This window comes from Agromyces selenitireducens, from assembly GCF_052748465.2.
In genome coordinates, this window is the sequence record NZ_CM188259.1 from 1 (window position 1) to 24,911 (window position 24,911).

Below are 24,911 nucleotides of genomic sequence, written 5' to 3' on the forward strand. Positions count from 1 at the left end.
ATGACAGAACAGCCCATTTCCGACACGTGGGCCACGGTCCTCGAACGGTTGTCGGAAGATGAGGCGATCACGCCGATGCTCCAGGGGTTCCTGAACCTGGTCGAGCCGAAGGGCATCGCGGCGGGGACGTTCTACCTCGAGGTCCCGAACGACTTCACGGCGAGCATGCTCAACCAGCGCATGCGGGTCTCCCTCCTCTCCGCGATGAGCGCGATCGACGCGCCGTCGCCCGTGACCTCCTTCTACGTGGTCGTCAACCCCGAGCTCGAGGACACGCGCCAGGCGGAGGCGCAGACCGGGCTCGGCGCGGCGACCGGCTTCGGCGACGGAGTGGGCGTGGGAGTGGGCGGCCCCGGCATCGCGGCCGTCGACGGCGCACTCGACCCGGTGGAGATGCCGGCCTCGCATCAGTCGGTGTTCGAGACCGCCAACCCCGACCGACCGCGCGACGCGCGACTGAACCCGAAGTACTCGTTCGACAGCTTCGTGATCGGGCAGTCGAACCGCTTCGCGCACGCCGCCGCGGTGGCCGTGGCCGAAGCTCCGGCGAAGGCGTACAACCCGTTGTTCATCTACGGCGACTCGGGCCTCGGCAAGACGCACCTGCTCCACGCGATCGGCCACTACGCGATGAGCCTCTACCCGGGCATCCGCGTTCGATACGTCTCCTCCGAGGAGTTCACGAACGACTTCATCAACTCGATCGCGAACAACCGCGGATCGCTGTTCCAGCAGCGCTACCGAAACATCGACATCCTGCTCATCGACGACATCCAGTTCCTGCAGGGCAAGGCGGAGACGCAGGAGGCGTTCTTCCACACCTTCAACACGCTGCACGATCACAACAAGCAGGTCGTGATCACGAGCGACGTGCCGCCGAAGCACCTCACCGGCTTCGAGGACCGCATGCGCAGCCGCTTCGAGTGGGGCCTCATCACCGACGTCCAGGCGCCCGACCTCGAGACGCGGATCGCGATCCTCCGCAAGAAGGCGCAGAACGAGCGCCTCCAGGTGCCCGACGACATCCTCGAGTACATGGCCTCGAAGGTCTCGAGCAACATCCGCGAGCTCGAGGGCACCCTGATCCGGGTGACGGCGTTCGCGAGCCTGAACCGGACGCCGGTCGACATGCCGCTCGTGCAGACCGTGCTGAAGGACCTGATCACGGATGACACGGACAACGTCGTCGCGCCGGTCGACATCATCACGGTGACGGCCGACTACTTCAAGCTCACCGTCGACGACCTGTACGGGTCGAGCCGGTCGCAGGCGGTCGCGACCGCGCGCCAGATCGCGATGTACCTGTGCCGCGAGCTGACGAGCCTCAGCCTGCCGAAGATCGGCCAGCTGTTCGGGAACCGCGACCACACGACCGTCATGTACGCGAACAAGAAGATCTCCGAGCTCATGAAGGAGCGCCGCTCGATCTACAACCAGGTCACGGAGCTCACCGCGCGCATCAAGCAGCGGTCCCGCTACCGCTGATCGCCGTCGAGCGCCGAGGACGACCTCGGGAGTCGAGCAGCGGTGGAGCCGCGTCTCGAGACCCGGGCGGAACGAGACTCTCGATACGCGCTCGGCGCTACCCGACCAGCGGTTCGGCAGGGGTCCCGTTCGGCGTACCTGCGACCGCCCGAGCCGATTCCGCACAGGTGTGGAGAATCTGTGGATTGTTAACGAGCAACCGCGCCAGGCCTGTTGAGATCGGCGACCGGCCTGTGCACAACTCCGTACGCCCGTCGATGTCGGGATGCCGCATCCGCACGTGTCTCCACACCCCGTGCACAACCCCGAGGGCCCGGTTCGCCCGCCGTTGCAGGGATCACCGCACGCCATCCACAGTTTCCACACCGGTTAACACCGTTAAGAGATAGATGGTTAATCCGGGGAGCTCGACAACCTGGACGACGGCGCTGCGCTCGGACCCGGGTGGAGCCCGAAAAGCCCGACGACCCGGGTGACCGTGCGGATAGCATGGGACCCACCCAGCACCTCCACGACGGGAGAACCGTGAAGTTCCAGGTCAATCGCGACGTCTTCAGTGAGGCCGTGTCCTTCGCCGTCAAGCTGCTGCCGCAGCGCACGACCCTGCCGATCCTCTCGGGGGTGCTGATCCAGGCGAACGACGACGGCCTCGTCCTCTCCTCGTTCGACTACGAGGTGTCGTCGCGCACCGAGATCCAGGCCGACGTCGAGGAGCCCGGCACCGTGCTCGTGTCCGGCCGGCTGCTCGCCGAGATCGCGGGCCGACTGCCGAACGCACCGGTGAAGGTCTCGACCGAGGAGTCGCGCATCTCGGTCACGTGCGGTTCGGCGAGCTTCACCCTCCTCTCGATGCCGGTCGAGGAGTACCCCTCCATCCCGGAGATCGGCGAGCAGACGGGCGTCGTTCCGGCCGAGGAGTTCGCCTCGGCCGTCGCCCAGGTCGCGGTCGCAGCGTCGCGCGACGACGTGACCCCCGTCATCACGGGCGTGCAGCTCGAGGTGCGCGAGAACAACGTGAGCCTCGTCGCGACCGACCGCTACCGCGTCGCGATCCGCGAGATCGAGTGGGACGGCGGGGGCGTCGCCGGTGAGGGCGTGGAGTCGCTCGCCGCGCTCGTGCCCGCGCGCACGCTGCAGGAGGTCGGCAAGACGTTCGGCCACTCCGGCAACATCGCCATCGCGATCACCAGCCGCGACGACCGCGAGCTCATCGCGTTCTCCGCCGATCGGAAGACGGTCACGAGCCTGCTCATCAAGGGCAACTTCCCGCCCGTGCGCCGGCTCTTCCCCGAGACCGTCGACAACTACGCGGTCATGAACACGGCCGAGCTCATCGAGGCGACCCGGCGCGTGTCGCTCGTGCTCGAGCGCGAGGCGGCGCTCCGGTTCACGTTCACCGCCGACGGCCTGACGCTCGAGGCGATCGGCAGCGAGCAGGCGCAGGCGTCCGAGTCGGTCGACGCGATCCTCACGGGCGACGACACCGTCGTCTCGCTCAAGCCGCAGTTCCTGCTCGACGGCCTCCAGGCCGTTCCGAGCGAGTTCGTGCGCATCTCGTTCACGAAGACCGAGAATCCCAACAAGCCGGGTCCGGTGCTCATCACGAGCCAGACCTCGCGCGAGCAGGCCGGTTCCGACAGCTACCGTTACCTGCTGCAGCCGAACCTCCTGCTGCGCTGAACGGGCGCGCCACCGCTGTCGGCGGCGGCGGGTAGCGTGGGGGTTCGCAGGAAGGGAGCCGCACCGTGCACGTCGCCAGGCTCTCGCTCACCGACTACCGCAACTACCGCACGGCCGAGCTCGCCTTCGAGCGGGGCGCGACGGTCATCGTCGGGCGCAACGGCCAGGGCAAGACGAACCTCGTCGAGTCGATCGGGTACCTCGCCACGCTCGGCTCGCACCGGGTCTCGAGCGATCAGGCGCTGATCCGCTCCGGTGCCGACGCCGCGGTGATCCGGGCGGTGCTCGCGCACGGCGGCCGCGAAGTGCTCCTCGAACTCCAGCTCAACCGCCAGGGTGCGAACCGGGCGCAGGTGAACCGCGCGGCCGCGAAGCCACGCGACCTGCCGCGCTACGCGCACAGCGTGCTGTTCGCACCCGAAGACCTCGCGATCGTGCGGGGCGAGCCCTCCGTTCGTCGTCGCCTGCTCGACGAACTGCTGGTCCAGCGGTCGCCGCGGCTCGGCGGCGTCATGGCCGACTACGATCGCGTCCTCAAGCAGCGGAACTCCCTCTTGAAGAGCGCACGGGCACGCGGGCTCGGCGCGGCGCAGCTCACGACCCTCGACATCTGGGACGAACGGCTCGTCCAGCTCGGCGCCGAGCTCATCGACCGCCGCCTCGAACTCATCGACGAGCTCCGCGACCCGCTCGCGTCGGCCTACCGGTCGATCGTCGACGCCGACCACCGACCGGAGCTGCGTCCCGTGCTCTCGATCGACGGCGCCGATCCCGACGACGAGACCCCGACCGATGCCGCGAGCGACGCCGACGGCGAGGAGCCCGCCGCGCCGGCCGGTCGTGCCGTGACGGCCGAGCGCTTCGCCGCAGCCCTCACCGCGCTGCGACGCAAGGAGCTCGAGCGCGGCGTCACCCTCGCCGGACCGCACCGCGACGACGTGCTCCTGCTGCTCAACGGCCTGCCGGCCAAGGGGTACGCGAGCCACGGCGAATCGTGGTCGTTCGCGCTGTCGTTGCGGCTCGCGTCGGCCGAGCTGCTGCGCCGCGACTCGACGACCGGCGACCCGGTCCTGGTGCTCGACGACGTGTTCGCCGAGCTCGATCGACGTCGGCGCGAGCGCCTGGCCGCGGCGATCGGCGAGTACGAGCAGGTGCTCATCACCGCGGCGGTCCTCGAAGACGTGCCCGAGCAGCTCGCCGGCCGCGTCGTGCACATCGACGGCGGCCGGGTGCTCGATCCGCCGGGCGACGGCGGCGGGACGCGCGGTGCCGGCGCGCGCGAGACGGAGGCATCCGGTGTCTGAAGCCGCCCGCACCTATCAGCACTTCCGCGAGATATTCGGCGGCGAGCCCCGGATCCGCCCCGGCCGGGCGCGGACCCGCACGCGCGAGGCCACGGGCAGCGAGCCGTTCAGTCCCGGCCGCGACCCGAAGCCGCTCGGTGCGACGATCGACGCGCTCACCGCCCAGCTGGGGTGGACCGGCCCGCTCTCGCAGCACGAACTGCTCGCCACCTGGCCCGAAATCGCCGGCGACGAGATCGCCCAGCACTCCGAGCCGATCGGCATCGAGGGCGGCGTGCTGCAGGTGCGCTGCGAGTCGACCGCGTGGGCGACGCAGCTCCGGATGATGCGGTCCGAGCTGCTCCGGGCGATCGCCGATCGCCACCCGCACGCCGGCGTCGAGACCATCCGCTTCCAAGGCCCGGATGCCCCCACCTGGAAAAGGGGTCCCAGATCGGTTCCAGGGCGCGGTCCGCGCGACACCTACGGCTGACAGGGCAAAATCGGTCACTCGTGCTCTCTCGGGCCCGCAGATCGGCGCGGAGCGCCTTGGATCGTCCCCGTTGTTGATAGGATCAAGGGTCGCCAGTACGACGGTTTGGAGCCCGATTCACCCATGACAGCGGAACCGACGAAGGCCCAGCAGACGCCGGAATACGGCGCCGACGCGATCCAGGTTCTCGAGGGCCTCGAAGCGGTCCGCAAGCGGCCGGGAATGTACATCGGCTCGACGGGCCCGCGCGGCCTGCACCACCTCGTGTACGAGATCGTCGACAACTCGGTCGACGAGGCGCTCGCCGGCCACTGCGACACGATCGACGTGACGATCCTCGCCGACGGCGCCGTGCGCGTGGTCGACAACGGCCGCGGCATCCCGGTCGACATCCACAAGGCCGAGGGCCGCTCGACGGTCGAGGTCGTCCTCACGGTGCTGCATGCAGGCGGCAAGTTCGGCGGCGGCGGGTACGCGGTCTCCGGCGGCCTGCACGGCGTCGGCTCGTCGGTCGTCAACGCGCTCTCCTCGCGCCTCGAGGTCGAGGTCAAGCGCCAGGGTCACGTCTACCGGCAGTCGTATACGGTCGGCGTCCCCGATGCGCCGCTCGAGCAGGGCGAGGCGACGGATGCCACGGGCACCTCGATCACCTTCTGGCCCAGCGAGGAGATCTTCGAGACGGTCGAGTTCGACTACGAGACCCTTCGCGCGCGCTTCCAGCAGTACGCGTTCCTCAACAAGGGGCTGCGCATCAACCTGACCGACCTCCGCGAGATCTCGCAGATCTCCGACGGCGAGGAGGACGATCAGGGCCACCGCCACGACAGCTTCCTCTACGAGCGCGGCCTCGTCGACTACGTCGAGTACCTCAACCGCTCCAAGAAGACCGACCTCGTGAACGACGAGATCATCTCGTTCGAGGCGGAGGACACCGACCGGCACATCGCGCTCGAGGTCGCGATGCAGTGGACCACGGCCTACACCGAGTCGGTGCACACCTACGCGAACACGATCAACACCCACGAGGGCGGCACGCACGAGGAGGGGTTCCGCGCAGCGCTGACCACGCTCGTCAACCGGTACGCCCGTGAGAAGGGCCTGCTGAAGGAGAAGGACGCGAACTTCTCCGGCGAAGACGTGCGCGAGGGCCTGACGGCCGTCATCTCGGTGAAGCTCTCCGAGCCGCAGTTCGAGGGTCAGACCAAGACGAAGCTCGGCAACACCGAGGCGAAGTCCTACGTGCAGCGCGTCACGAGCGAGCAGCTCGGCGACTGGTTCGACCGGAACCCGAACCAGGCCAAGGAAGTCATCCGCAAGGCGCTGCAGGCGGCCACTGCCCGTCTCGCGGCCCGCAAGGCGCGCGAGGCCACCCGACGCAAGGGACTGCTCGAATCCGGTGGCATGCCCGGCAAGCTCAAGGACTGCCAGTCGAAGGACCCGTCGATCTCCGAGATCTTCATCGTCGAAGGCGACTCGGCCGGCGGTTCGGCCGTGCAGGGGCGGAATCCCGAGACGCAGGCGATCCTCCCCATCCGCGGCAAGATCCTGAACGTCGAGCGCGCGCGCCTCGACCGGGCGCTCGCCAACGCCGAGGTGCAGGCGATGATCACGGCATTCGGGGCCGGCCTCGGCGAGGACTTCGATCCCGAGAAGGTCCGGTACCACAAGATCGTGCTCATGGCCGACGCCGACGTCGACGGCCAGCACATCACGACGCTGCTGCTCACGCTGCTGTTCCGCTACATGCGCCCGCTCATCGAGCTCGGCTACGTGTACCTGGCCCAGCCGCCGCTGTACCGCATCAAGTGGTCGAACGCCGACCACGAGTACGTGTTCTCCGACCGCGAGCGCGACGCGCTCCTGACCGACGGCCTCGCGCAGGGCAAGCGCATCCCGAAGGACAACGCGGTGCAGCGCTACAAGGGCCTCGGCGAGATGAACCACCAGGAACTGTGGGACACGACCATGAACCCCGAGAGCCGCACGCTCCTGCAGGTGACCATGGACGACGCCGCCGCGGCCGACGAGATCTTCTCGACGCTGATGGGCGACGACGTGGAGTCGCGCCGCAGCTTCATCCAGAAGAACGCGAAGGACGTGCGCTTCCTTGACATCTGATCGCACGAGTCGCGGCGGCGGCTCGATCACGGTCGAGTAGCCGGCAGTTCCGGCCGGCGTATCGAGACCCACACAGGCAGAAACGAGATCCACGAGAATGACAGACGAGATCGGGACCGGCGAGGGCCACGGCATCCACGGCCGCATCGACCAGGTCGACCTGCAGCTCGAGATGCAGCGGTCGTACCTCGACTACGCGATGAGCGTCATCGTCGGGCGCGCCCTGCCCGACGTCCGCGACGGCCTGAAGCCCGTGCACCGCCGCGTGATCTACGCGATGTACGACGGCGGCTACCGGCCCGACCGGGCGTTCTCGAAGTGCTCGCGCGTCGTCGGCGACGTCATGGGCCAGTTCCACCCGCACGGCGATACCGCCATCTACGACGCGCTGGTGCGCCTGGTGCAGCCGTGGTCGATGCGATACCCCCTCGCGCTCGGCCAGGGCAACTTCGGCTCTCCCGGCAACGACGGCGCCGCCGCGCCCCGGTACACCGAGACGAAGATGGCCCCCCTCGCGCTCGAGATGGTGCGCGACATCGATGAAGACACCGTCGACTTCGGCGACAACTACGACGGCCGAACGCAGGAGCCGACCATCCTGCCGGCCCGCTTCCCGAACCTCCTCGTCAACGGCTCGGTGGGCATCGCGGTCGGCATGGCCACCAACATCCCACCACACAACCTCCGCGAGGTCGCGGCGGGCGCGCAGTGGTACCTCGAGCACCCGGATGCCACGCGCGAGGAGCTCCAGGAGGCGCTGATCCAGCGCATCAAGGGGCCGGACTTCCCGACCGGCGCGCAGATCCTCGGCACCAAGGGCGTCCTCGACGCGTACCGCACCGGTCGCGGGTCGATCACCATGCGTGCGGTCGTCAACGTGGAGGAGATCCAGGGCCGGACCTGCCTCGTCGTCACCGAGCTGCCCTACCAGGTCAACCCCGACAACCTCGCGATCAAGATCGCCGACCTCGTCAAGGACGGCAAGCTCGGCGGCATCGCCGACATCCGCGACGAGTCGTCGGGCCGCACGGGCCAGCGCCTCGTGATCGTGCTGAAGCGCGACGCGGTCGCGAAGGTCGTGCTGAACAACCTGTACAAGCACACGCAGCTGCAGGACAACTTCGGCGCGAACATGCTCGCCATCGTCGACGGCGTGCCGCGCACCCTGCCCATCGACGGCTTCATCGCGCACTGGGTCGACCACCAGATCGAGGTCATCGTCCGGCGCACGCGGTTCCGCCTGAACAAGGCGGAGGCCGACGCGCACATCCAGCGCGGCTACGTGAAGGCCCTCGACATGCTCGACGAGGTCATCGCGCTCATCCGCCGCTCGCCCGACGTCGAGCAGGCACGCAACGGGCTCATGGAGCTCCTCGGCGTCGACCAGCTCCAGGCCGATGCGATCCTCACGATGCAGCTGCGCCGTCTCGCGGCCCTCGAGCGGCAGAAGATCATCGACCGCCTCGCCGAGCTCGAGCGCGAGATCGCCGAGTACCGGGCGATCCTCGCCGACGAGTCGCGCCAGCGCGGCATCGTCTCGGAGGAACTCGCCGAGATCGTCGACAAGTTCGGCGACGAGCGCCGCACCCACATCCTGCACGGCTTCGACGGCGACATGTCGATGGAGGACCTGATCCCCGAGGAGGAGATGGTCGTCACGGTGACCCGCGGCGGCTACGTGAAGCGGACGCGCAGCGACAACTACCGCTCCCAGCACCGCGGCGGCAAGGGCGTCAAGGGCGCCCAGCTCCGGGCGGACGACGTCGTCGACCACTTCTTCGTCACGACGACCCATCACTGGCTGCTGTTCTTCACGAACCAGGGGCGCGTGTATCGCGCGAAGGCGTACGAGATCCAGGAGGGCGGCCGCGACGCGAAGGGCCAGCACCTCGCCAACCTGCTCGAGCTGCAGCCCGACGAGCAGGTCGCCGAGATCCTCGACATCCGCGACTACGAGGTCGCCAGGTACCTCGTCCTCGCCACCCGCGACGGCCTCGTCAAGAAGACCGAGCTCACCGCCTACGACACGAACCGCTCGCGCGGCGTCATCGCGATCAACCTCCGCGAGGGCGACGAGCTCGTGTCGGCGATGTTGGTCGACGAGCACGACGAGATCCTCCTCGTGTCGAGGAAGGGCATGTCCCTGCGGTTCGAGGCGACGGATGACGCGCTCCGCCCGATGGGCCGCGCGACGTCGGGCGTCAAGGGCATGAGCTTCCGCGCCGGCGACGAACTGCTGGCGGCATCCGTCGTACCCGGATCGACCGAGGCGGAGGCGGCCGAGGCCGTCGCCGCGCCCGCGGACGAGACCGGCCAGAAGGCGAGCCCGGCGGACACCTACGTGTTCGTGGTCACCGAGGGCGGCTACGCGAAGCGCACGCGCATCGAGGAGTACCGCAAGCAGCAGCGCGGCGGCCTGGGCATCAAGGTGGCCAAGCTCAACGAGGACCGCGGCACGCTCGCGGGTGCCCTCATCGTCTCGCGCGGCGACGAGGTCCTCGTGGTTCTTGCCAGCGGCAAGGTGGTACGCTCTGACGTCGCCGAGGTCCCGGCCAAGGGCAGGGACACGATGGGCGTGGTCTTCGCGAAGTTCGTCGCCGACGATCGCATCATCGCCATCGCGAAGAATTCCGAGCGGAATCTCGCGGTCGAGGCCGTCGAGACCGATGCGGCCGAGACCGCGGGAGAGGAGTGACCGTCATGAGCAGCGTCGCAGACAAGCTGGCCAAGAAGACCAACCGCAAGCCCCCGGGCAAGCAGGTGCGCCTGCGGCTGGTGTACATCGACTTCTGGTCGGCAGTGAAGCTGTCCTTCCTCGTGGCCGTGTGCCTCGCGGTCGTGAACATCGTGGCGTCGTTCCTCGTGTTCACGGTGCTCAGCTCGACCGGCATCTTCGAACAGGTCAACAGCCTCGTGCAGGACGTCGCGGGCGCCGGAACCGACCTGCGCACCTTCTTCTCGCTCGGCAACGTCATGGGCTTCGCGGTCATCGTCTCGCTGCTGAACCTGGTCGTGACGACCGCGCTCGGTGCCGTCATCGCAGTCCTGTACAACCTCAGCGTGAAGATCACCGGCGGCATCCTGGTCGGCTTCACGAACAGCTGACCAGGTGGTCGAGGAGGCGGGCCGGAGGGCCGCCGGCCGGGACCCGGCCCGATTCGGAGATTCTCGCAGCGTCGGGTAGTCTTTCCTTCGGCCGAAATTCGGGGATATAGCTCAGGCGGTTAGAGCGCTTCGCTGATAACGAAGAGGTCCGAGGTTCAAGTCCTCGTATCCCCACTCCGATAACTCCACAACCGGATGCCGCGGCATCCGCCCCGGGGCCTTAGCTCAGTTGGTAGAGCGCCTGCTTTGCAAGCAGGATGTCAGGAGTTCGAATCTCCTAGGCTCCACATCTCGTGACCCCCAGGTGAACGGCATCGTGATCGAGCCGGCGCCGACGCGCTGTCCGCGCCTGGTCTCGCCGCCCTCCCGCCCGCGCATGGCCTGAGATGCGGCCGGGCGGGAATCCGGCCTTCGCCTCGGAAAAAAATCTGTCGGCAGTGCATCCGTACGCGTGCTCGGAGCAGAAGCAATTGGTGAAGGGTGAACACCCACCCGCCGATAGAAGGAGAAGTCCAATGAAGCGCATCCTCGCCACCGGATTCATCGCCGGTCTCGCCACGTTCGGCTTCGCCGGCGCCGCCCACGCTGCGCCCGCCGACGCTGCCTGCTTCGGCCAGGTGCACAAGACCATCAACACCGAAGGCGCCCTCGGATTCACGGGGGTCGGTGAGGTCGTCAAGGCGGTCGGCGGCCAGCTCAAGAACGAGACCGCCCGCGGCATCTGCGGCGACTGAGCGGTTCGACGCTTCTCAGACCGTCGTCGGCGGCTCGGAACCCTCGTTTCCGAGCCGCTGACTCGTCTTCCGACGTCGTCGTCGATTCCCATCGGCATGCACCGTGTCCCGCGTGGATGGCTGCGCGTTCCGGCGATCGGCGCCGGTTGATACGGTCATGGCCATGGCTTCCGCCCCGCAGTCGCCCGGAATCGATTCGGAGATCGCCGACATCGCCGCCCGCCTCCGCGCGGCCGGCAGCGTCTTCGCCGCGGACGAGGCCGCCGTCCTGCTCGAGGCGGCGACGGATGACGCCGAGCTCGACTCGCTGCTGAAGCGCCGCATCGCCGGCGAGCCGCTCGAGCCACTCGTGGGCTGGGTCCGGTTCGGTCGCCTCCGGCTCACGGTCGGACCGGGCGTGTTCGTCCCACGACAGCGTTCGCTCATGCTGGCGCGCGCCGCGGCCCGGATCGCCCGGGCCCAGGCCGATCCGGTCGTGCTCGAACCCTTCTGCGGGGTCGCCCCGATCGCCGCCTCGGTCGCCGTCGCGGAGCCCGACGCCGAGATCCACGTCGCGGACGTCGATCCCGTTCCGCTCCGGTTCGCGCGCCGGAACCTGCCGGCCGATGCGAACGTGCACGTGGGAGCTGGGCTCACCCGGCTTCCCGTCGCGCTCCGCGGGCGCGTGTCCCTCGTGGCATCCGTGCCCCCGTACGTGCCCGACGGCGAACGACGCTTCGTCCCGCGGGAGGCGCTCGAGCACGAGCCGCCCAGCACCCTCTTCGCCGGTGCCGACGGCCTCGACCACGTCCGAGCGCTCGTGACCGACCTCGTCGGGTGGCTGCGTCCGGACGGGAGGGCGCTCATCGAGCTGCATCGGACGCAGTGGAGCGCTGCGGCGGAGCATGCGGCGGCCTGCGGTTGGCGGCCGTCGCGCCGGAACGGCTCCGACGGCCAGACGGTGCTGCTGGGGCTCGCGCCGGGGTAATACAGTGGCGGGATGGACATCCGCATCGCCGCGTACGGGGTCATCATCCGAGACGGCGCGATCCTGCTGTCCCACTGGAACGAGCACGGCCGGTCCGCCTGGACGCTTCCCGGCGGAGGCATCGAGGGCGCCGAGCACCCCTTCGACGCGGCGGTCCGCGAGATCCGCGAGGAGACCGGGTACGACGCCGAGATCGAGCGGCTCCTCGGAATCGACACCATGGTGGTCCCGGCGTCGAAGCGGCACCACGGCAAGGCACCGCTCTACGCCATGCGCATCGTCTACCGCGCCCGCGTCTCCGGCGGCGAACTCCGCAACGAGGTCGGCGGCTCGAGCGACGAGGCGCGCTGGTTCCCGCTCGACGCGATCCACGACCTCACGCGCGTGAGCCTGCTCGACATCGCGCTCCGCATGAACGCGGAGCCGCCCGCGACGGGCGTGCTGCCCAGGCGCTGACCGCACCGGTCCCGCAGACGGCGACGGCCCCGTCCGGCGAGCGGACGGGGCCGTGGCGATCGGGTCCAGCACGGCGGCCATGACGATCAGAGCGTCCGGGCCAGCAGTGCCAGTGCGGTGAAGTTCGAGTCGCGGAGGCGGTCGGCCTCGCGCTGCAGCTCGGCTCGGCGGCGCGGGTCCTCGCGCAGGCGTCGCGCCTCGGCGGCACGGCTCCACGCGAGCAGCGCGAGTCCGGCGCGGCGGGCGAGGCGCTCCTGGAGGCGGCCGGCGCCGGCGCGCACGGCCTCCGCCTGTTGAGCGGTCGAACGGGTGGCGGTGAGTGTCGTGTTCACGATGGTTCCTTCGTCGGATGTGGTGCGAACGGATGGCACGCGCGGGCGCGCGCGCCGGGAGGAGACGAGCGGGACCCATGTCGCCGCGCGCAGCCGACGGTCGCCCGTCGAGGGCGCCGATGCCGCGCGCACCGCGTCATGGGAGGAGAGGCCGGCGGCTCGGGTGCGTCGTCGACGCGGTCAGGCGAGCGGATGCCGGTGGGACGGGGGCCGGCTCGGAAGCGAGCGGGCGAGCGTCGTCAGGCGGGCGGGATTCCTGCGATCAGCGCTGGATGCGCGACGTCAGCAGGCCGCGAAGGGGGCGCCGAGGAAGGCGACCTCTGTGCGGATCGGGGTGTGAATGTGCCGGATCATCATCGTGGTCTCGCCTCCTCTCCTGTGCCATCGTGGCTGGCCGAGAAATGACACTAGCGGCATCCTTTCGGCTACCGCAAGAGGGAATTCGGAATCGGTCGAAGATCAGTGCCGGCCCTGAGCTCCGGGCGGCATGGCGACGGCCCCCGTCCGAATCATCGGGCAGGGGCCGTCGAGAAACCGTGGTGCGTCAGATCACCGGCGACGGGCTCGCGTTCGAACCGGACGACGTCGAGGACGCCGCCGGCTCGTCGTCGGCGACCCAGAGCTCGTCGTCGGCGCGGAACGTCTGCCAGACCGCGTAGGCCACCCCCGCGGCCGCGACGATGCCCGCCCCGATCGCGAGGTAGGTGCCCACGCCGGGACCCTGCTTCTGCTTCACGACCGCCGCCGCACGGGGCGACACGCGTTCGAGCGCACGCCGGACCCGCGTGTCGTTGGCGATGTCGCCGATCGACATCAGCGAGCCCAGTGCGGAGCCGAATGCGCGCTCCGCGGTCTCACCCGCTCCGCGGGCGACCGAACGCGCTTGCAGCAGGCCCGGACGGACGTAGCTCTCATATCCCGTGCGCACGCGCGGGGTGACCTCTTCCTGCGTCAGCAGGCCGAGCTGGTGACTCGCCTCGCGGGCTACCTTCGCAGCCCGATCGAGGACTTCCTGCTGGCCCCCCCACAGTTCCTCTGCACTGCTGCGCAGCCGCTTGAGTTCCTTCCGGCGCTTGCGTGACAGGCTCATCTCGACCTCCATCGTTGTGCAGCGAACTCCTCCATCCTGCCACCGAACCGGCTGGATGTGGGGTGGGAGTGCGGGGGGTTGCATACCGTGCCCCGAATCCCCACGTGAGAGAATCGTCGCTATGCCGAATCCCACCGCAGTCGCGACGATGACCACCAACCACGGCGACATCAAGGTCGACCTCTACGGGCACCACGCGCCGAAGACCGTCGAGAACTTCATCGGACTCGCGACGGGCGAGATCGAATGGACCCACCCCGCCACCGGCCAGAAGTCCACCGACCCGCTGTACGACGGAGTCGTCTTCCACCGCATCATCCCCGGCTTCATGATCCAGGGCGGCGACCCGCTCGGCCAGGGCGTCGGCGGGCCGGGCTACCGGTTCGACGACGAGATCAACCCCGAACTCGACTTCACCGAGCCGTACATGCTGGCGATGGCGAACGCCGGCATCCAGGGCGGCCGCGGCACGAACGGGTCGCAGTTCTTCATCACCGTCGGCCCGACGACGTGGCTGCAGGGCAAGCACACGATCTTCGGCAAGGTGACGGACGCCGCGAGCCAGGCCGTCGTCGACAAGCTCGCCGCAATCCCGACCGACGGCCGCGACCGTCCGCTCGACGACGTCGTGATCGAGAAGATCACGGTCGAGCGCCGCTGAGACGCCGGCGGTGAGCGAACCCGCGCCCGGGCGCGAGAGCTTCTGCTACCGGCATCCGGATCGGCAGAGCTTCGTGCTCTGCCAGCGGTGCGGCCGCACCATCTGCGGGGAATGCCAGACGCCGGCACCGGTCGGCGTGATCTGCCCGGAGTGCATGCGGGAGCAGCGCGCGACCGCCCCCCGCACGAAACCCGCAGTGCTGACCCGTGCCCGCGCCGCTGCCGAACGCGGCGCACCAGTCGTGACGTACTCGATCATCGGGGTGACGCTCGCGGTGTTCGTGCTGCAGCTCATTCCGGGACTCGCGCTGACCGACCGCCTGCTCTATGCCGGCGTGTACTCGCTGCCGTTCAACTTCGAGCCGTGGCGCATGATGACCGCGCTGTTCGTGCACTCGACGCAGCTGCTCTTCCATGTCGCGCTGAACATGTACACGCTGTGGATCTTCGGGCAGTTGCTGGAGGGGCTGCTCGGTCGGTGGCGCTTCCTTGCGCTCTACCTGATCTCGGGTCTCGCGGGCTCGGTGGCGGTGCTGTGGCTCGCCGATCCCCGCACGGGAGTGGTCGGCGCGTCGGGCGCGATCTTCGGCCTCATGGGCGCGTTCCTGGTCATCCAACGTCGTCTCGGCGGGAGGGCGACGCAGCTGCTCGTGCTCGTGGGCATCAACCTGGTGATCGGGTTCGTCCCGGGATTCAACATCTCGTGGCAGGCGCACCTCGGCGGCCTGATCGGCGGCGCGCTCGTCGGGCTGATCTACGTCGAGACGCGCAAGCGCGACCAGAAGGGCCTGCAGATCGGGCTGCTCGCGGCACTCGTGGCGGTGCTCGTCGTGCTGTCGTTGCGGTTCTTCTACCTGCCCCTGTTCTGACCTCGAGGCACAGCGCGGCGGAGTTATCCACAACGTTGTGCACAGTTGGGGAGAGTTACACGGGTGTGATTCCGCACGATGTCGGGAATTCCGCGCTTTCCCGTCGTCCACAGGGTGTGGATGGTGTGGAGAAACCTGTGGAAGGTGTGGATAACCCTGTGCATAGACATGAACGAAGCGGGGCGGATGCCGCAGCATCCGCCCCGCTCACGTCGTCGCCGGTCAGCGCCAGCGTGTGGTCATGAGGAAGCCGATGAAGGCGATGCCGAATCCCACCAGGATGTTCCACGAGCCGAGTTCTGCGACGGGGAGCGCACCCTGGCTGACGTAGAACACGATGATCCAGATCAGCCCGAGCAGCATGAAGCCGAACATCACGGGCTTGAACCAGACGGGGTTCGGCGCGTCCTCGCCGCTCGGCTGCTCCGCGCGAGCGGGCTTCGATGAATTCGTGCGTGCCATGCGGGAGATTCTAGTCGATCCGGCTGGAGCACTCGGAGACCGCACAACCGCGGGCGAATAGAATCGCCGGTATGCCCGGGCGCCTGATCGAGGACCGGGCCGATCCCGTCGAGACCGAGGAACGGCCCGCAGCGTCCGACGCGCCCGACGGGTCCGTCCGCCCGCGCGCCAGCATCGTCGGCATCGCCGGCGAACTCCTGGTCACCGCGGGCGTGCTCATCCTGCTCTTCCTGGGCTGGCAGCTCTGGTGGAACGACGCGATCATGGCCTCGCAGCAGTCCGACGCGGCATCCGACCTCTCGACGGAGTGGGTCGAGCAGGCCAGGGCCCAGCAGGCCGACGCACCGCTGCCCGCGGCAGAGGGCTTCGGCGACCCCGTCGTCGACACCACGGCGTACGGCAACGGCGAGGCCTTCGCCGTCATGTACGTGCCCAGGTTCGGCGAGGGCTCGCAGCGGGGCATCGCGGAGGGCATCGGCCTCGACGTGCTCAACAGCTACCAGCTCGGCGTCGGCCACTACCCCGACACGCAGATGCCCGGCGAGGTCGGCAACTTCGCGATCGCGTCGCACCGCAGTGCCTACGGCGGCGGCATGCACGAGATCGAGCAGCTGCAGCTCGGCGACGGCATCTTCATCCAGACGCGCGACGGCTGGTACACCTACCGGTTCCGCGACTTCGAGTACGTCACGCCCGACACCGTCGACGTGCTCGCCCCCGTGCCGCACCGCCCCGACCTCGCGCCGGCCGACCGCATCATCACGCTCACCAGCTGCAACCCGCTGTACTCGACGGCGGAGCGCATCGTCGCCTACGGCGTGCTGGAGTCCTGGCAGCCCGTCAGCGCCGGGCCGCCCGACGAGATCGCCGCGCAGGTCGCGGCGTGGGGGGAGTGATCGTGTACGCGGCGCTCTGGCGCATCCTTCCCGGACCCGTCTGGGTCCGCATCCTGCTGCTCGCGGTGATCGCCGCCGCAGCGCTGTTCGCGCTGTTCGCCTGGGTCTTCCCGTGGCTGGACGGCATCGTCAACCCAATCGACGTCACGGTGGAGCAATGACCCGGATCCTCGTCATCGACAACTACGACAGCTTCGTCTACACGCTGAACGGCTACCTGCAGGAGCTCGGCGCCGAGACCGAGGTCGTCCGCAACGACGACATCGCCGTCGCGGACGTGCCCGGGCGCATCGCCGAGTACGACGGCGTGCTCATCTCGCCCGGGCCCGGCAAGCCCGCCGACGCCGGCGTGTCGATCCCGGTCGTCGAGGCCGCGCTCGAGTCGGGTCAGCCGCTGCTCGGTGTGTGCCTCGGGCACCAGGCCATCGCCGAGGCGTTCGGCGCGACCGTCACCAACGCCGAGGAGCTCATGCACGGCAAGACGTCGCGCATCGTGCACGACGACAGCGCGTTCTACGAAGGCGTGCCGCAGCCGTTCACCGCGACCAGGTACCACTCGCTCGCGGTGGTCGACGGCACCGTGCCCGAAGAGCTCGTGGTCACGAGCCGCACCCAGGGCGGAGTGATCATGGGTCTCCGGCACGAGTCGGCGCCGATCCACGGCGTCCAGTTCCACCCCGAGTCGGTGCTGACCGAGGGCGGCTACCGGATGCTGGGGAACTGGCTCGCGGAGACCGGGCTCGCCGGGGCATCCGAACGCGCCCGCTCGCTGAACCCGTTGGTGCGGGTGTCTCAGCCGGCGCAGTAGACGAGTTCGACCTCGGACTTCTGCGGCACGTCGCCCGGCGCGAGGGACTGTCGCACGACCGGCGAACCGGGCTGCGACGGGCAGCTGCCGTCGGGCACGGGCACGGGCGTGAGCTGGAGCGTCGACGATCCGAGGTACGACGAGGCCGCCTGCAGCGACTGCCCGGTGAGATCGGGCAGCGTCACGTTCCCGCTCGAGACGACGAAGTTCACGGTCGACCCCGTCTCGACCGAGGAGCCCGACTCGGGATCGGTGGCGAGCACCGTTCCCGCCGCGACGGTCGGCGAGTTCTGGCGGGTCTCGCTGCCGGCGACGAGGCCGACCGCCTCGACGTCGGCCTTCGCCTGCTCGAGCGTCTTGTTGACCAGGTTGGGCACTGCGACGGCCTCTCGGCCCGTCGAGATGAACACCCGGATGGGCGTGCCCGTGTCGACGATCTCGCCCTCTCTCGGCTCGGTGCGGATCACCTCGCCGGCGGGCACGGTGTCGTTCGTCTCGTCGATCCGCGTGGCCGGCAGCGTGAGGGCCTGAAGCTCGTTCGCGGCCTCCTCCCACGTCGAGCCGGTGAGAGCGGGGACCTGTCTCGCATTGGACGGCAGGTCGTCGGCGGGCTGGAGGTTGAAGGCCCAGTACATCACCGCGACCACGATCACGACGACCGCGATGATGCCCGACCAGATCCAGATCGCCGGCGGACGGCGCTGGGTGCGCGTCATGGTGTCGTCCTCGGCGAGCTGGCGCAGGGCGAGTTCCGAAGTCGAGAGCGAGCCGGTGTCGGTGCCGAAGAAGAGGGCGGTCTCGTCGACCCTGCGCTTGGTCGGCACCCGCCCGGACGCCGCCTCCTCGACGTCGGCGCGGAACTCCGCCGCCGTCTGGTAGCGGATGTCGCGGTCCTTCGCGAGCGAGTGCAGGACGACGGTGTCGAGCGCGGGCGAGACCTTGGGGTTGATGACGCTCGGCTTGACCGGGCGTTCGCTGACGTGCTGGTAGGCGACGGCGACGGGGGTGTCGCCGCGGAACGGCGGACGGCCCGTGAGCATCTCGAAGAGCACGACGCCCGTGCTGTACAGGTCGGTGCGCGCGTCGACGATCTCGCCCTTCGCCTGCTCGGGAGAGAAGTACGACGCGGTGCCGAGGATGGCGGTGGTCTGCGCCACGGTGGTGGCGGAGTCGGAGACCGCGCGCGCGATGCCGAAGTCCATGACCTTCACCTGGCCGCCGGTGGTGATCATGATGTTGCCGGGCTTGATGTCGCGGTGCACGACGCCGGCGCGGTGCGAGTACTCGAGCGCCGTGAGCACGCCCTCGATGACCCGGGCCGCGGCGAGCGGCTCGAGGGGACCCTCGTGGATGATGTCCTTGAGCAGCCGGCCCTCGACGTACTCCATGACGATGAAGGGGAGCTGGACCTCGTGCCCCGAGTCGTCGCGGACGGTCTCCTCGCCGGCGTCGAAGACGCGCACGATCGTCGGATGCGCCATCCGGGCGGCGGACTGCGCCTCCTGCCGGAAGCGCATGCGGAACGACGGATCGGTCGCGAGTTGCGGCTTCAGGAGCTTGATCGCCACCTGGCGTCCGAGCCGGCTGTCGGTGCCGACGTGCACATCGGACATGCCACCGCGGCCGATGAGGGCACCCACGCGGTAGCGACCCGCGAGAATGCGACCTTCATCGTTCACGGTTCCTCCGATCGGTAGGGCTCTCGGGAGCGGACTAGGGCGTGACGGTGACCGGCGCGGCCGGGGAGAACGGAGAGTCGAGCTGACCGCAGAAGTAGCGGTAGGTCGCCTCGAACGACTGGCTGCCCGCCTGCACGTTGACGCTGGTCGTGCCGGGGCCGACGGGGCTCGGCGCGGTCGCGTCGCCGGTCACGGCGACCTCGTAGCCGCTGAGCTCCTGGCCGGAGGGACAGGTCGCCGCAGGCCAGCTCACCTGCACGATTCCGCCGGCTTCGACCTCGGTGGGGTTCACCGTCGGGGCGTTCGCCGGTGCGCTGGGCGTCTCGGGGGCGCCGAGGAAGGTGACCGTGATCGCGGAACCGACGGCGAGGGTGCCGCTGGGGTTCACGTCGGAGACGGTGTTCGCCTGCTCGGGCGAGGTCGCCGCCGCGCCCTCCTGCGTGGTCACGGCGAAGCCGGCCTGCTCGAGCTCGGCGCGGACCTCGTCGACGTTGCGGCCGATGTACGCGGCGCGGTCCACGACCACGGTCTGCGGCGCCTCCGTCGTCGGCGGGGGCGCCTCCGTCGTGGTCGGCGGGGCCGAGGTCGGCGTGGAGGCCGCCGGCGTGCTGCGGGTGGGTTCGGGCTCCTCGCCATTGTTGAGGGCGAGCGCGATCAGCGTGCCGATGAGCACCAGGGCGAGCAGGATGATGAGCACGATGAGCGGCCACGTCCACGGGCTGCGCTTCTTCTCGGGCTCGGTCTCCTCCTCCACGGTCTCGGTCGTGGTGACCGCTCCGCCGGCGGGGAGCACGGTCGTCGCCGCGGTTCCCGGACCGGCCTGCTGCGGCAGGAGCGCCGTGGCGGCGGTGGCTCCCGCCGCGGCGCCCAGGATCGCGGGCACCGCGGCCGCGGCGCCACGCACGTCGCCGCGACGCAGGGCGTTCGCCGCGCGCGACAGGTGGGCGGCCGTCTGCGGACGGTCGGCCGGGTTCTTCGCGATGCAGGAGTAGACGAGGTTGCGGACGGGCTCCGACACGGTGACGGGCAGGTCGGGCGGCGTCTCGTTGATCTGCGCCATGGCGATCGCGACCTGCGACTCGCCGGTGAACGGCCGGCGACCGGCCAGCGCCTCGTAGGCGACGATGCCGAGCGAGTAGATGTCGGTGGTCGGCGACGCCGGGTGACCGGACGCCTGCTCGGGGGACAGGTACTGGACGGTGCCCATGACCTGGCCGGTGGCGGTCAGGGGAACCTGGTCGGCGATCCGCGCGATGCCGAAGTCGGTGATCTTGACGCGCCCGTCGGGCGTGATGAGCAGGTTTCCCGGCTTGATGTCGCGGTGCACGAGCCCGGCCGCATGGGCGGCCTGGAGCGCCGCCGCGGTCTGGGCGACGATGTCGAGGACCTTGTCGGTCGGCAGGACGTGCTCGCGCTCGAGGATCGTGGACAGCGCCTCACCGGGCACGAGCTCCATGACGAGGTAGGCGCTGCCGTCCTCCTCGCCGTAGTCGAAGACGTTCGCGATGCCCTCGTGGTTCACGAGGGCGGCGTGCCGTGCCTCCGCGCGGAAGCGCTCGAGGAAACCGGGGTCGCCGAGATATTCGTCCTTGAGGATCTTGATGGCGACCTGCCGCCCGATGACGAGGTCGGTGGCCTGCCACACCTCGCCCATACCGCCGATGGCGATCCGGGACTGCAGTTCGTAGCGCCCACCGAAGGTGAGCCCTGCGCTCGGTCTCATTTGTTCAGCACCGCCTCTAGTACCTGTTTCGCAACCGGCGCGGCAATCGCGTTGCCGAACCCTTCCTGACCTAGTCCCCCGCCGTCTTCCACGAGGACCGTGATCGCATACTGAGGGTCGTCTGCGGGGGCGAACCCGGTGAACCAGAGGGTGTATGGATCGTCCTCGCCGTTCTCCGCGGTCCCGGTCTTACCGGCCACGCTGACGCCGTCTATTCTTGCATTACTCGCGGCGCCGTTCTCGACGCCCTGGACCATCATCTCGGTCATCGTGCGCGCCGTCTCCGCGCTGATCGCGCGGCCGAACTCCGCGGCCGAGAACTCCTCGATGGTGCGGAAGTCCGGAGCGGTGATCGCGTCGACCAGGTCGGGGTTCATGACGATGCCGTCGTTCGCGATCGCGGCCGAGACCATCGCCATCTGCAGCGGCGTCGCGCGGACGTCGCCCTGGCCGAATCCGGTGAGCGCGGTCTGGGGCTCGTCGGGGTCGGCGGGGTACGTGCTCATCGCCGTCGGGTTGGGAGTCGTGAAGTCCGAGTTGAAGCCGAACTTCTCCGCCTGGGCGCGGATGGCGTCGTCGCCCAGCTCGAGGGCCAGCTCGGCGAACGGGATGTTGCAGGACAGCCGGAGCGCGGTCGCGAGGGTGACCTCGGAGCCGCCGCCGCAGGTGCCGCCGCTCGAGTTGCGGACGACCGAGCTCGTGCCCGGGAGCGTGAACTCCGCCGGGTTGGGGAAGGTGCTGTCGGGCGTGTACTGCCCGGACTCGAGCGCCGCCGCGGTCATGACGAGCTTGAAGACCGATCCGGGAGGATTCATGTCGCCGCCGGTCGCTCGGTTGAAGAGCGGGTCGGCCGGGTCCTCGACGAGCGCCTGGTAGGTCTCCTCGACCTGCTCGCCGTTGTGGACGGCGAGGCTGTTCGGGTCGAACGTCGGCTTGGTCACCATCGCGATGATCCGGCCGGTCGCCGGCTCGGTCACGATCACGGCGCCGGTGTAGTCCCCGAGCGCGTCCCACGCCGCCTGCTGCGCGACGGGGTCGATGGCGACCTCGACCGAGGCGCCCATCGGATCCTGCCCGGAGATCAGACGGTTGAGCGAGTCGAAGAACTGCGAGTCGGACTGCCCGCTGAGCTCCGCGTTGAGCGAGAGCTCGAGGCCGGTCGCCTCGCCGTTCACGGGGATGAAGCCCGTCACGGGCGCGTAGAGCGGTCCGTTCGCGTAGATGCGCTGGAACTTGTAGTCGTCGTCGCTCGGCTCCGAGTACGCGATCGGATCGCCGCCGACGAGGATCGGGCCCCGCTCGACGGAGTAGCTCTCGTAGAGCGTCCGCGCGTTCCGCGGGTCGGCGGCGAGGTTCTCGGACTGCACGTACTGGATGACCGTCGTCGCGACGAACAGCGTGAGGAACATGAGGAGGGCGACGATGGTCACCCGCTTGAGTTCGCGGTTCATCCGTCGATCACCAGCCTCGGGTGGTTGCGGACCGTGTCGGAGAGTCGGAGGAGGAGGGCGACGATGATCCAGTTCGCGACGAGGGACGAGCCGCCGGCGGCCAGGAACGGCGTGGTGAGTCCGGTCAGCGGGATGACGCGCGTGACGCCGCCGACGACGATGAACACCTGCAGTGCGACGACGAACGAGAGGCCCACGCCGAGCAGCTTGCCGAAGTCGTCCTGGCCCGCGAAGCCGATGCGGAAGCCGCGTGCGACGAACAGCACGTACAGGGCGAGGATGATGAACACGCCGGCGAGGCCGAGCTCCTCGCCCAGGCTCGCGATGATGTAGTCGCTCTGCGGCACAGGGGTGAGGTCGGGCCTGCCCTGGCCGAGCCCGGTGCCGATGAGCCCGCCGTTGGCGAGGCCGAACAGGCCCTGCACGAGCTGGTACGACCCGCCCGCGGCGTCGTACACCTCGGGGTTGAAGGCGTCCAGCCAGTTGCGGAACCGGCCGTTGACGTACTCGAGGGTCTGGCTGGCGATGATGGCGCCGCCGAAGAACAGGGCGAGTCCCAGCACGACCCACGACAGCCTGCTGGTCGCGACGTACAGCATGACGAGGAACAGCCCGAAGTACAGCAATGCGGTGCCGAGGTCGCGCTGGAAGACGATGACCGACATCGACAGCGCCCACACGACGAGGAGCGGCCCGAGGTCGCGGGCGCGCGGGAACTTCATGCCGAGGAACTTGCGGCCGACCATCGACAGGGAGTCGCGGTTGCGCACGAGGTAGCCGGCGAAGAAGACCGCGAGGGCGATCTTGGCGATCTCGCCGGGCTGGAAGGTCGCGATGTCGCCGACCCCGATCCACACCCGCGCACCGCTCACCTCGCGCCCGAGGCCGGGCACGAGGGGCAGCAGGAGCAGGACGATGGCGATCAGGCCCGACAGGTACGTGTAGCGGAACAGCGTGCGGTGGTTGCGGAGCAGGAGGATCGTCGCGAGGCCCGCGATGATCGCGATCGCGCTCCACACGATCTGGCGGACCGCCGCGCTCTCCCACCCGCTGTCGCCGTACGCGATGTCGATGCGGTAGATCATCGCGATGCCCAGGCCGTTCAGCACCGTCGCGATGGGCAGCAGGAAGGGATCGGCGTCGCGGGCCACGAAGCGCATCGCGATGTGCAGGCCGAAGACGAGCGCCGACAGGCCCGCGCCGAGCAGGACCAGCTGGGTGTCCACCCTCCCCATGGCGCCCAGCTGCACGAGCACGATCGCTCCGGCGTTGATGATGCACGCGACGAGGAGGAGGCCGAACTCGAGGTTCCGCAGCTTCTGCGGCAGGCGGATGCGGCGCACGCTCTCGGTCGCGGGTGCGCGGTCGGCGGGACGGGTCGCTCGGTCAGTCAACGGATTCCTCCAGTCGCGACACGATCCGCACCGCCTCCTCGAGGCTGCCGGCGCTGATGGTCTGCTCGACCCGCTGCTGGTCGTAGGTCCGCAGCTCGGCGATGTCGACCGGCGTCTCGGAGTGCAGGCGGCTCAGCGAGATCGGGCCGAGGTCCTGCTGGATGCCCTGGTAGATCGCGACGCGCCCGTTGTACTCGCCCACGTAGTAGCGCGTCTGCGTCCACTGGTAGCCGACGAGGAACGCGGTGACGATCGCGCCGACGAGCAGGAAGATCCACAGTCCCCAGAACATCCGGCGCCGACGGCGGCGCCGCTCGTCCTCTTCGATCAGCTCGTCGAAGTACTCCTCGGAGTCGGGCTCGAAGTGCGTCTCCTGCACCGGGTGCGGACGGAACGGGGTGAGGCGGATGCCGGGCCGGCGCGCGGGCTCGGGCGTGCCGAACGCGAGCGGCGCCGCGGCGGATCCGACGACGAGCGGCGGCGTGTCGGGCGCGGGCGGGTCGCCGATGTCGACGACCACGACGGTGACGTTGTCGGGCGCGCCCCCGTCGAGCGACGCCTTCACGAGCCGGTCGGCGACCTGCTTCGCGCCTGCGTCGGACGAGAGCATCTCGTGGATCTCGTCGAACGGGACGACGCCCGACAGGCCGTCGGAGCACAGCATCCACCGGTCGCCGGGGTGGGTGTCGATGACGAGCGTGTCGACCTCGGGGGAGGACTCGACGTCGCCGAGCACTCGCATGAGCACGGAACGGCGCGGGTGCACCATCGCCTCCTCGGCGGTGATGCGGCCGGCGTCGACGAGTCGCTGCACGAACGTGTGGTCGGTCGACACCTGGCTGAGTTCGCCCGAACGGAGCAGGTAGACGCGAGAGTCGCCGATGTGGGCGATCACGACGCGGTCCTGCTGCACGAGCATGGCGCTGACCGTGGTGCCCATGCCGGTGAGCTCCGAGTGGTCGGCGACGGTCTCTTCGAGCGTGCGGTTCGCCGACAGGAGGGCAGCCTCGAGGGCGGCCCCCGCGTCGGCGGATGACGCGTAGTCGGTGTCGGCGACCTCGGAGATGCGGCGCGTGGCGATCGCGCTCGCGACGTCGCCGCCGGCGTGGCCGCCCATGCCGTCGGCGACGAGGAACAGGCGTCGACCCGCGTAGCCGGAGTCCTGGTTGTTGGAGCGGACCCGGCCGACGTGCGAGACCGCCGCGCTCGCCTTGACGCTGGCCATC

At 69.4% G+C, this 24,911-nt stretch carries 23 protein-coding genes and 2 tRNA genes; 17 read left to right on the forward strand and 8 right to left on the reverse strand.

Going from position 1 to position 24,911, the window contains the following annotated elements; genetic code table 11:
- From dnaA to ACULK4_RS00060, 12 genes are all read left to right on the forward strand, one after another.
- On the forward strand, window positions 1-1,485 hold the full coding sequence (gene dnaA / locus ACULK4_RS00005) for a chromosomal replication initiator protein DnaA (RefSeq protein WP_445963872.1): 1,485 nt from the start codon (window positions 1-3) through the stop codon (window positions 1,483-1,485).
- Between the two features lie 525 nt (window positions 1,486-2,010).
- A complete protein-coding gene (gene dnaN, locus ACULK4_RS00010; protein ID WP_445963873.1) occupies window positions 2,011-3,165 on the forward strand; it encodes a DNA polymerase III subunit beta in 1,155 nt (384 codons plus the stop codon).
- A gap of 65 nt (window positions 3,166-3,230) precedes the next feature.
- Window positions 3,231-4,469 carry a DNA replication/repair protein RecF gene (recF, locus tag ACULK4_RS00015; protein WP_445963874.1) on the forward strand — a complete coding sequence of 413 codons (1,239 nt, stop codon included), beginning with the start codon at window positions 3,231-3,233 and terminating at the stop codon, window positions 4,467-4,469.
- A complete protein-coding gene (locus ACULK4_RS00020; protein WP_445963875.1) occupies window positions 4,462-4,941 on the forward strand; it encodes a DciA family protein in 480 nt (159 codons plus the stop codon). Before recF ends, ACULK4_RS00020 begins: the two co-directional genes overlap by 8 nt.
- Before the next feature lie 123 nt (window positions 4,942-5,064).
- Complete coding sequence (gyrB, locus tag ACULK4_RS00025) at window positions 5,065-7,059, forward strand: DNA topoisomerase (ATP-hydrolyzing) subunit B (RefSeq protein WP_445963876.1); 1,995 nt, start codon at window positions 5,065-5,067, stop codon at window positions 7,057-7,059.
- Between the two features lie 97 nt (window positions 7,060-7,156).
- Entirely contained in the window at window positions 7,157-9,754 is a 2,598-nt protein-coding gene (gene gyrA, locus ACULK4_RS00030; RefSeq protein WP_445963877.1) for a DNA gyrase subunit A, read from the forward strand.
- A gap of 5 nt (window positions 9,755-9,759) precedes the next feature.
- The gene (locus ACULK4_RS00035) at window positions 9,760-10,164 is read left to right on the forward strand and encodes a DUF3566 domain-containing protein (protein WP_336572385.1); all 405 of its coding nucleotides are present in this window, start codon (window positions 9,760-9,762) and stop codon (window positions 10,162-10,164) included.
- A gap of 100 nt (window positions 10,165-10,264) precedes the next feature.
- Window positions 10,265-10,338, forward strand: a tRNA-Ile gene (locus ACULK4_RS00040).
- A gap of 40 nt (window positions 10,339-10,378) precedes the next feature.
- Window positions 10,379-10,451 (forward strand) — tRNA-Ala (locus ACULK4_RS00045).
- A gap of 228 nt (window positions 10,452-10,679) precedes the next feature.
- Window positions 10,680-10,898: a hypothetical protein gene (locus tag ACULK4_RS00050; RefSeq protein ID WP_445963878.1), complete on the forward strand. Its 219-nt coding sequence runs from the start codon at window positions 10,680-10,682 to the stop codon at window positions 10,896-10,898.
- Window positions 10,899-11,061: 163 nt separating this feature from the next.
- Complete coding sequence (locus ACULK4_RS00055; protein ID WP_445963879.1) at window positions 11,062-11,865, forward strand: class I SAM-dependent methyltransferase; 804 nt, start codon at window positions 11,062-11,064, stop codon at window positions 11,863-11,865.
- Between the two features lie 12 nt (window positions 11,866-11,877).
- A complete protein-coding gene (locus ACULK4_RS00060; protein WP_445963880.1) occupies window positions 11,878-12,321 on the forward strand; it encodes an NUDIX hydrolase in 444 nt (147 codons plus the stop codon).
- A gap of 86 nt (window positions 12,322-12,407) precedes the next feature.
- Here ACULK4_RS00060 and ACULK4_RS00065 read toward each other — a convergent pair whose 3' ends face one another.
- Both ACULK4_RS00065 and ACULK4_RS00070 read right to left on the reverse strand, forming a co-directional pair.
- On the reverse strand, window positions 12,408-12,653 hold the full coding sequence (locus ACULK4_RS00065; RefSeq protein ID WP_445963881.1) for a hypothetical protein: 246 nt from the start codon (window positions 12,651-12,653) through the stop codon (window positions 12,408-12,410).
- A gap of 544 nt (window positions 12,654-13,197) precedes the next feature.
- Window positions 13,198-13,743 carry a hypothetical protein gene (locus tag ACULK4_RS00070; RefSeq protein ID WP_445963882.1) on the reverse strand — a complete coding sequence of 182 codons (546 nt, stop codon included), beginning with the start codon at window positions 13,741-13,743 and terminating at the stop codon, window positions 13,198-13,200.
- A 121-nt stretch (window positions 13,744-13,864) separates the two neighbouring features.
- Between ACULK4_RS00070 and ACULK4_RS00075 the strand changes: the two genes are divergently transcribed.
- Window positions 13,865-14,404: a peptidylprolyl isomerase gene (locus tag ACULK4_RS00075; protein ID WP_445963883.1), complete on the forward strand. Its 540-nt coding sequence runs from the start codon at window positions 13,865-13,867 to the stop codon at window positions 14,402-14,404.
- Window positions 14,405-14,414: 10 nt separating this feature from the next.
- Window positions 14,415-15,272 (forward strand): rhomboid family intramembrane serine protease, encoded by an 858-nt coding sequence (locus ACULK4_RS00080; protein WP_445963884.1) that lies wholly within the window; start codon window positions 14,415-14,417, stop codon window positions 15,270-15,272.
- Between the two features lie 222 nt (window positions 15,273-15,494).
- On the opposite strand, the gene ACULK4_RS00085 is transcribed toward ACULK4_RS00080, so the two are convergent.
- The gene (locus ACULK4_RS00085; protein ID WP_445963885.1) at window positions 15,495-15,734 is read right to left on the reverse strand and encodes a cell division protein CrgA; all 240 of its coding nucleotides are present in this window, start codon (window positions 15,732-15,734) and stop codon (window positions 15,495-15,497) included.
- 71 nt (window positions 15,735-15,805) lie between these two features.
- Between ACULK4_RS00085 and ACULK4_RS00090 the strand changes: the two genes are divergently transcribed.
- From ACULK4_RS00090 to ACULK4_RS00100, 3 genes are read left to right on the forward strand one after another with little or no spacing between them, the layout of a single operon-like run.
- Window positions 15,806-16,630 (forward strand): class E sortase, encoded by an 825-nt coding sequence (locus ACULK4_RS00090; RefSeq protein ID WP_445963886.1) that lies wholly within the window; start codon window positions 15,806-15,808, stop codon window positions 16,628-16,630.
- Window positions 16,618-16,791, forward strand: a complete 174-nt coding sequence (locus ACULK4_RS00095; protein WP_445964157.1) for a hypothetical protein — start codon at window positions 16,618-16,620, stop codon at window positions 16,789-16,791. The genes ACULK4_RS00090 and ACULK4_RS00095 overlap by 13 nt, the downstream gene beginning before the upstream one ends.
- The gene (locus ACULK4_RS00100) at window positions 16,788-17,438 is read left to right on the forward strand and encodes an aminodeoxychorismate/anthranilate synthase component II (RefSeq protein WP_445963887.1); all 651 of its coding nucleotides are present in this window, start codon (window positions 16,788-16,790) and stop codon (window positions 17,436-17,438) included. Before ACULK4_RS00095 ends, ACULK4_RS00100 begins: the two co-directional genes overlap by 4 nt.
- Here the strand turns inward: ACULK4_RS00100 and pknB are convergent.
- The 5 genes from pknB to ACULK4_RS00125 are packed head-to-tail and all read right to left on the reverse strand — an operon-like array spanning window position 17,423 to window position 24,910.
- Window positions 17,423-19,117, reverse strand: a complete 1,695-nt coding sequence (gene pknB / locus ACULK4_RS00105) for a Stk1 family PASTA domain-containing Ser/Thr kinase (RefSeq protein WP_445963888.1) — start codon at window positions 19,115-19,117, stop codon at window positions 17,423-17,425. The two genes, ACULK4_RS00100 and pknB, sit on opposite strands and share 16 nt — an antisense overlap.
- A 34-nt stretch (window positions 19,118-19,151) precedes the next feature.
- Window positions 19,152-20,840, reverse strand: a complete 1,689-nt coding sequence (locus ACULK4_RS00110; RefSeq protein WP_445963889.1) for a protein kinase domain-containing protein — start codon at window positions 20,838-20,840, stop codon at window positions 19,152-19,154.
- Entirely contained in the window at window positions 20,837-22,291 is a 1,455-nt protein-coding gene (locus ACULK4_RS00115) for a peptidoglycan D,D-transpeptidase FtsI family protein (RefSeq protein ID WP_445963890.1), read from the reverse strand. Before ACULK4_RS00115 ends, ACULK4_RS00110 begins: the two co-directional genes overlap by 4 nt.
- A complete protein-coding gene (locus tag ACULK4_RS00120) occupies window positions 22,288-23,685 on the reverse strand; it encodes an FtsW/RodA/SpoVE family cell cycle protein (protein ID WP_445963891.1) in 1,398 nt (465 codons plus the stop codon). Before ACULK4_RS00120 ends, ACULK4_RS00115 begins: the two co-directional genes overlap by 4 nt.
- Window positions 23,678-24,910 carry a PP2C family protein-serine/threonine phosphatase gene (locus ACULK4_RS00125; protein ID WP_445963892.1) on the reverse strand — a complete coding sequence of 411 codons (1,233 nt, stop codon included), beginning with the start codon at window positions 24,908-24,910 and terminating at the stop codon, window positions 23,678-23,680. The genes ACULK4_RS00120 and ACULK4_RS00125 overlap by 8 nt, the downstream gene beginning before the upstream one ends.
- Window position 24,911 lies beyond the last annotated feature (1 nt).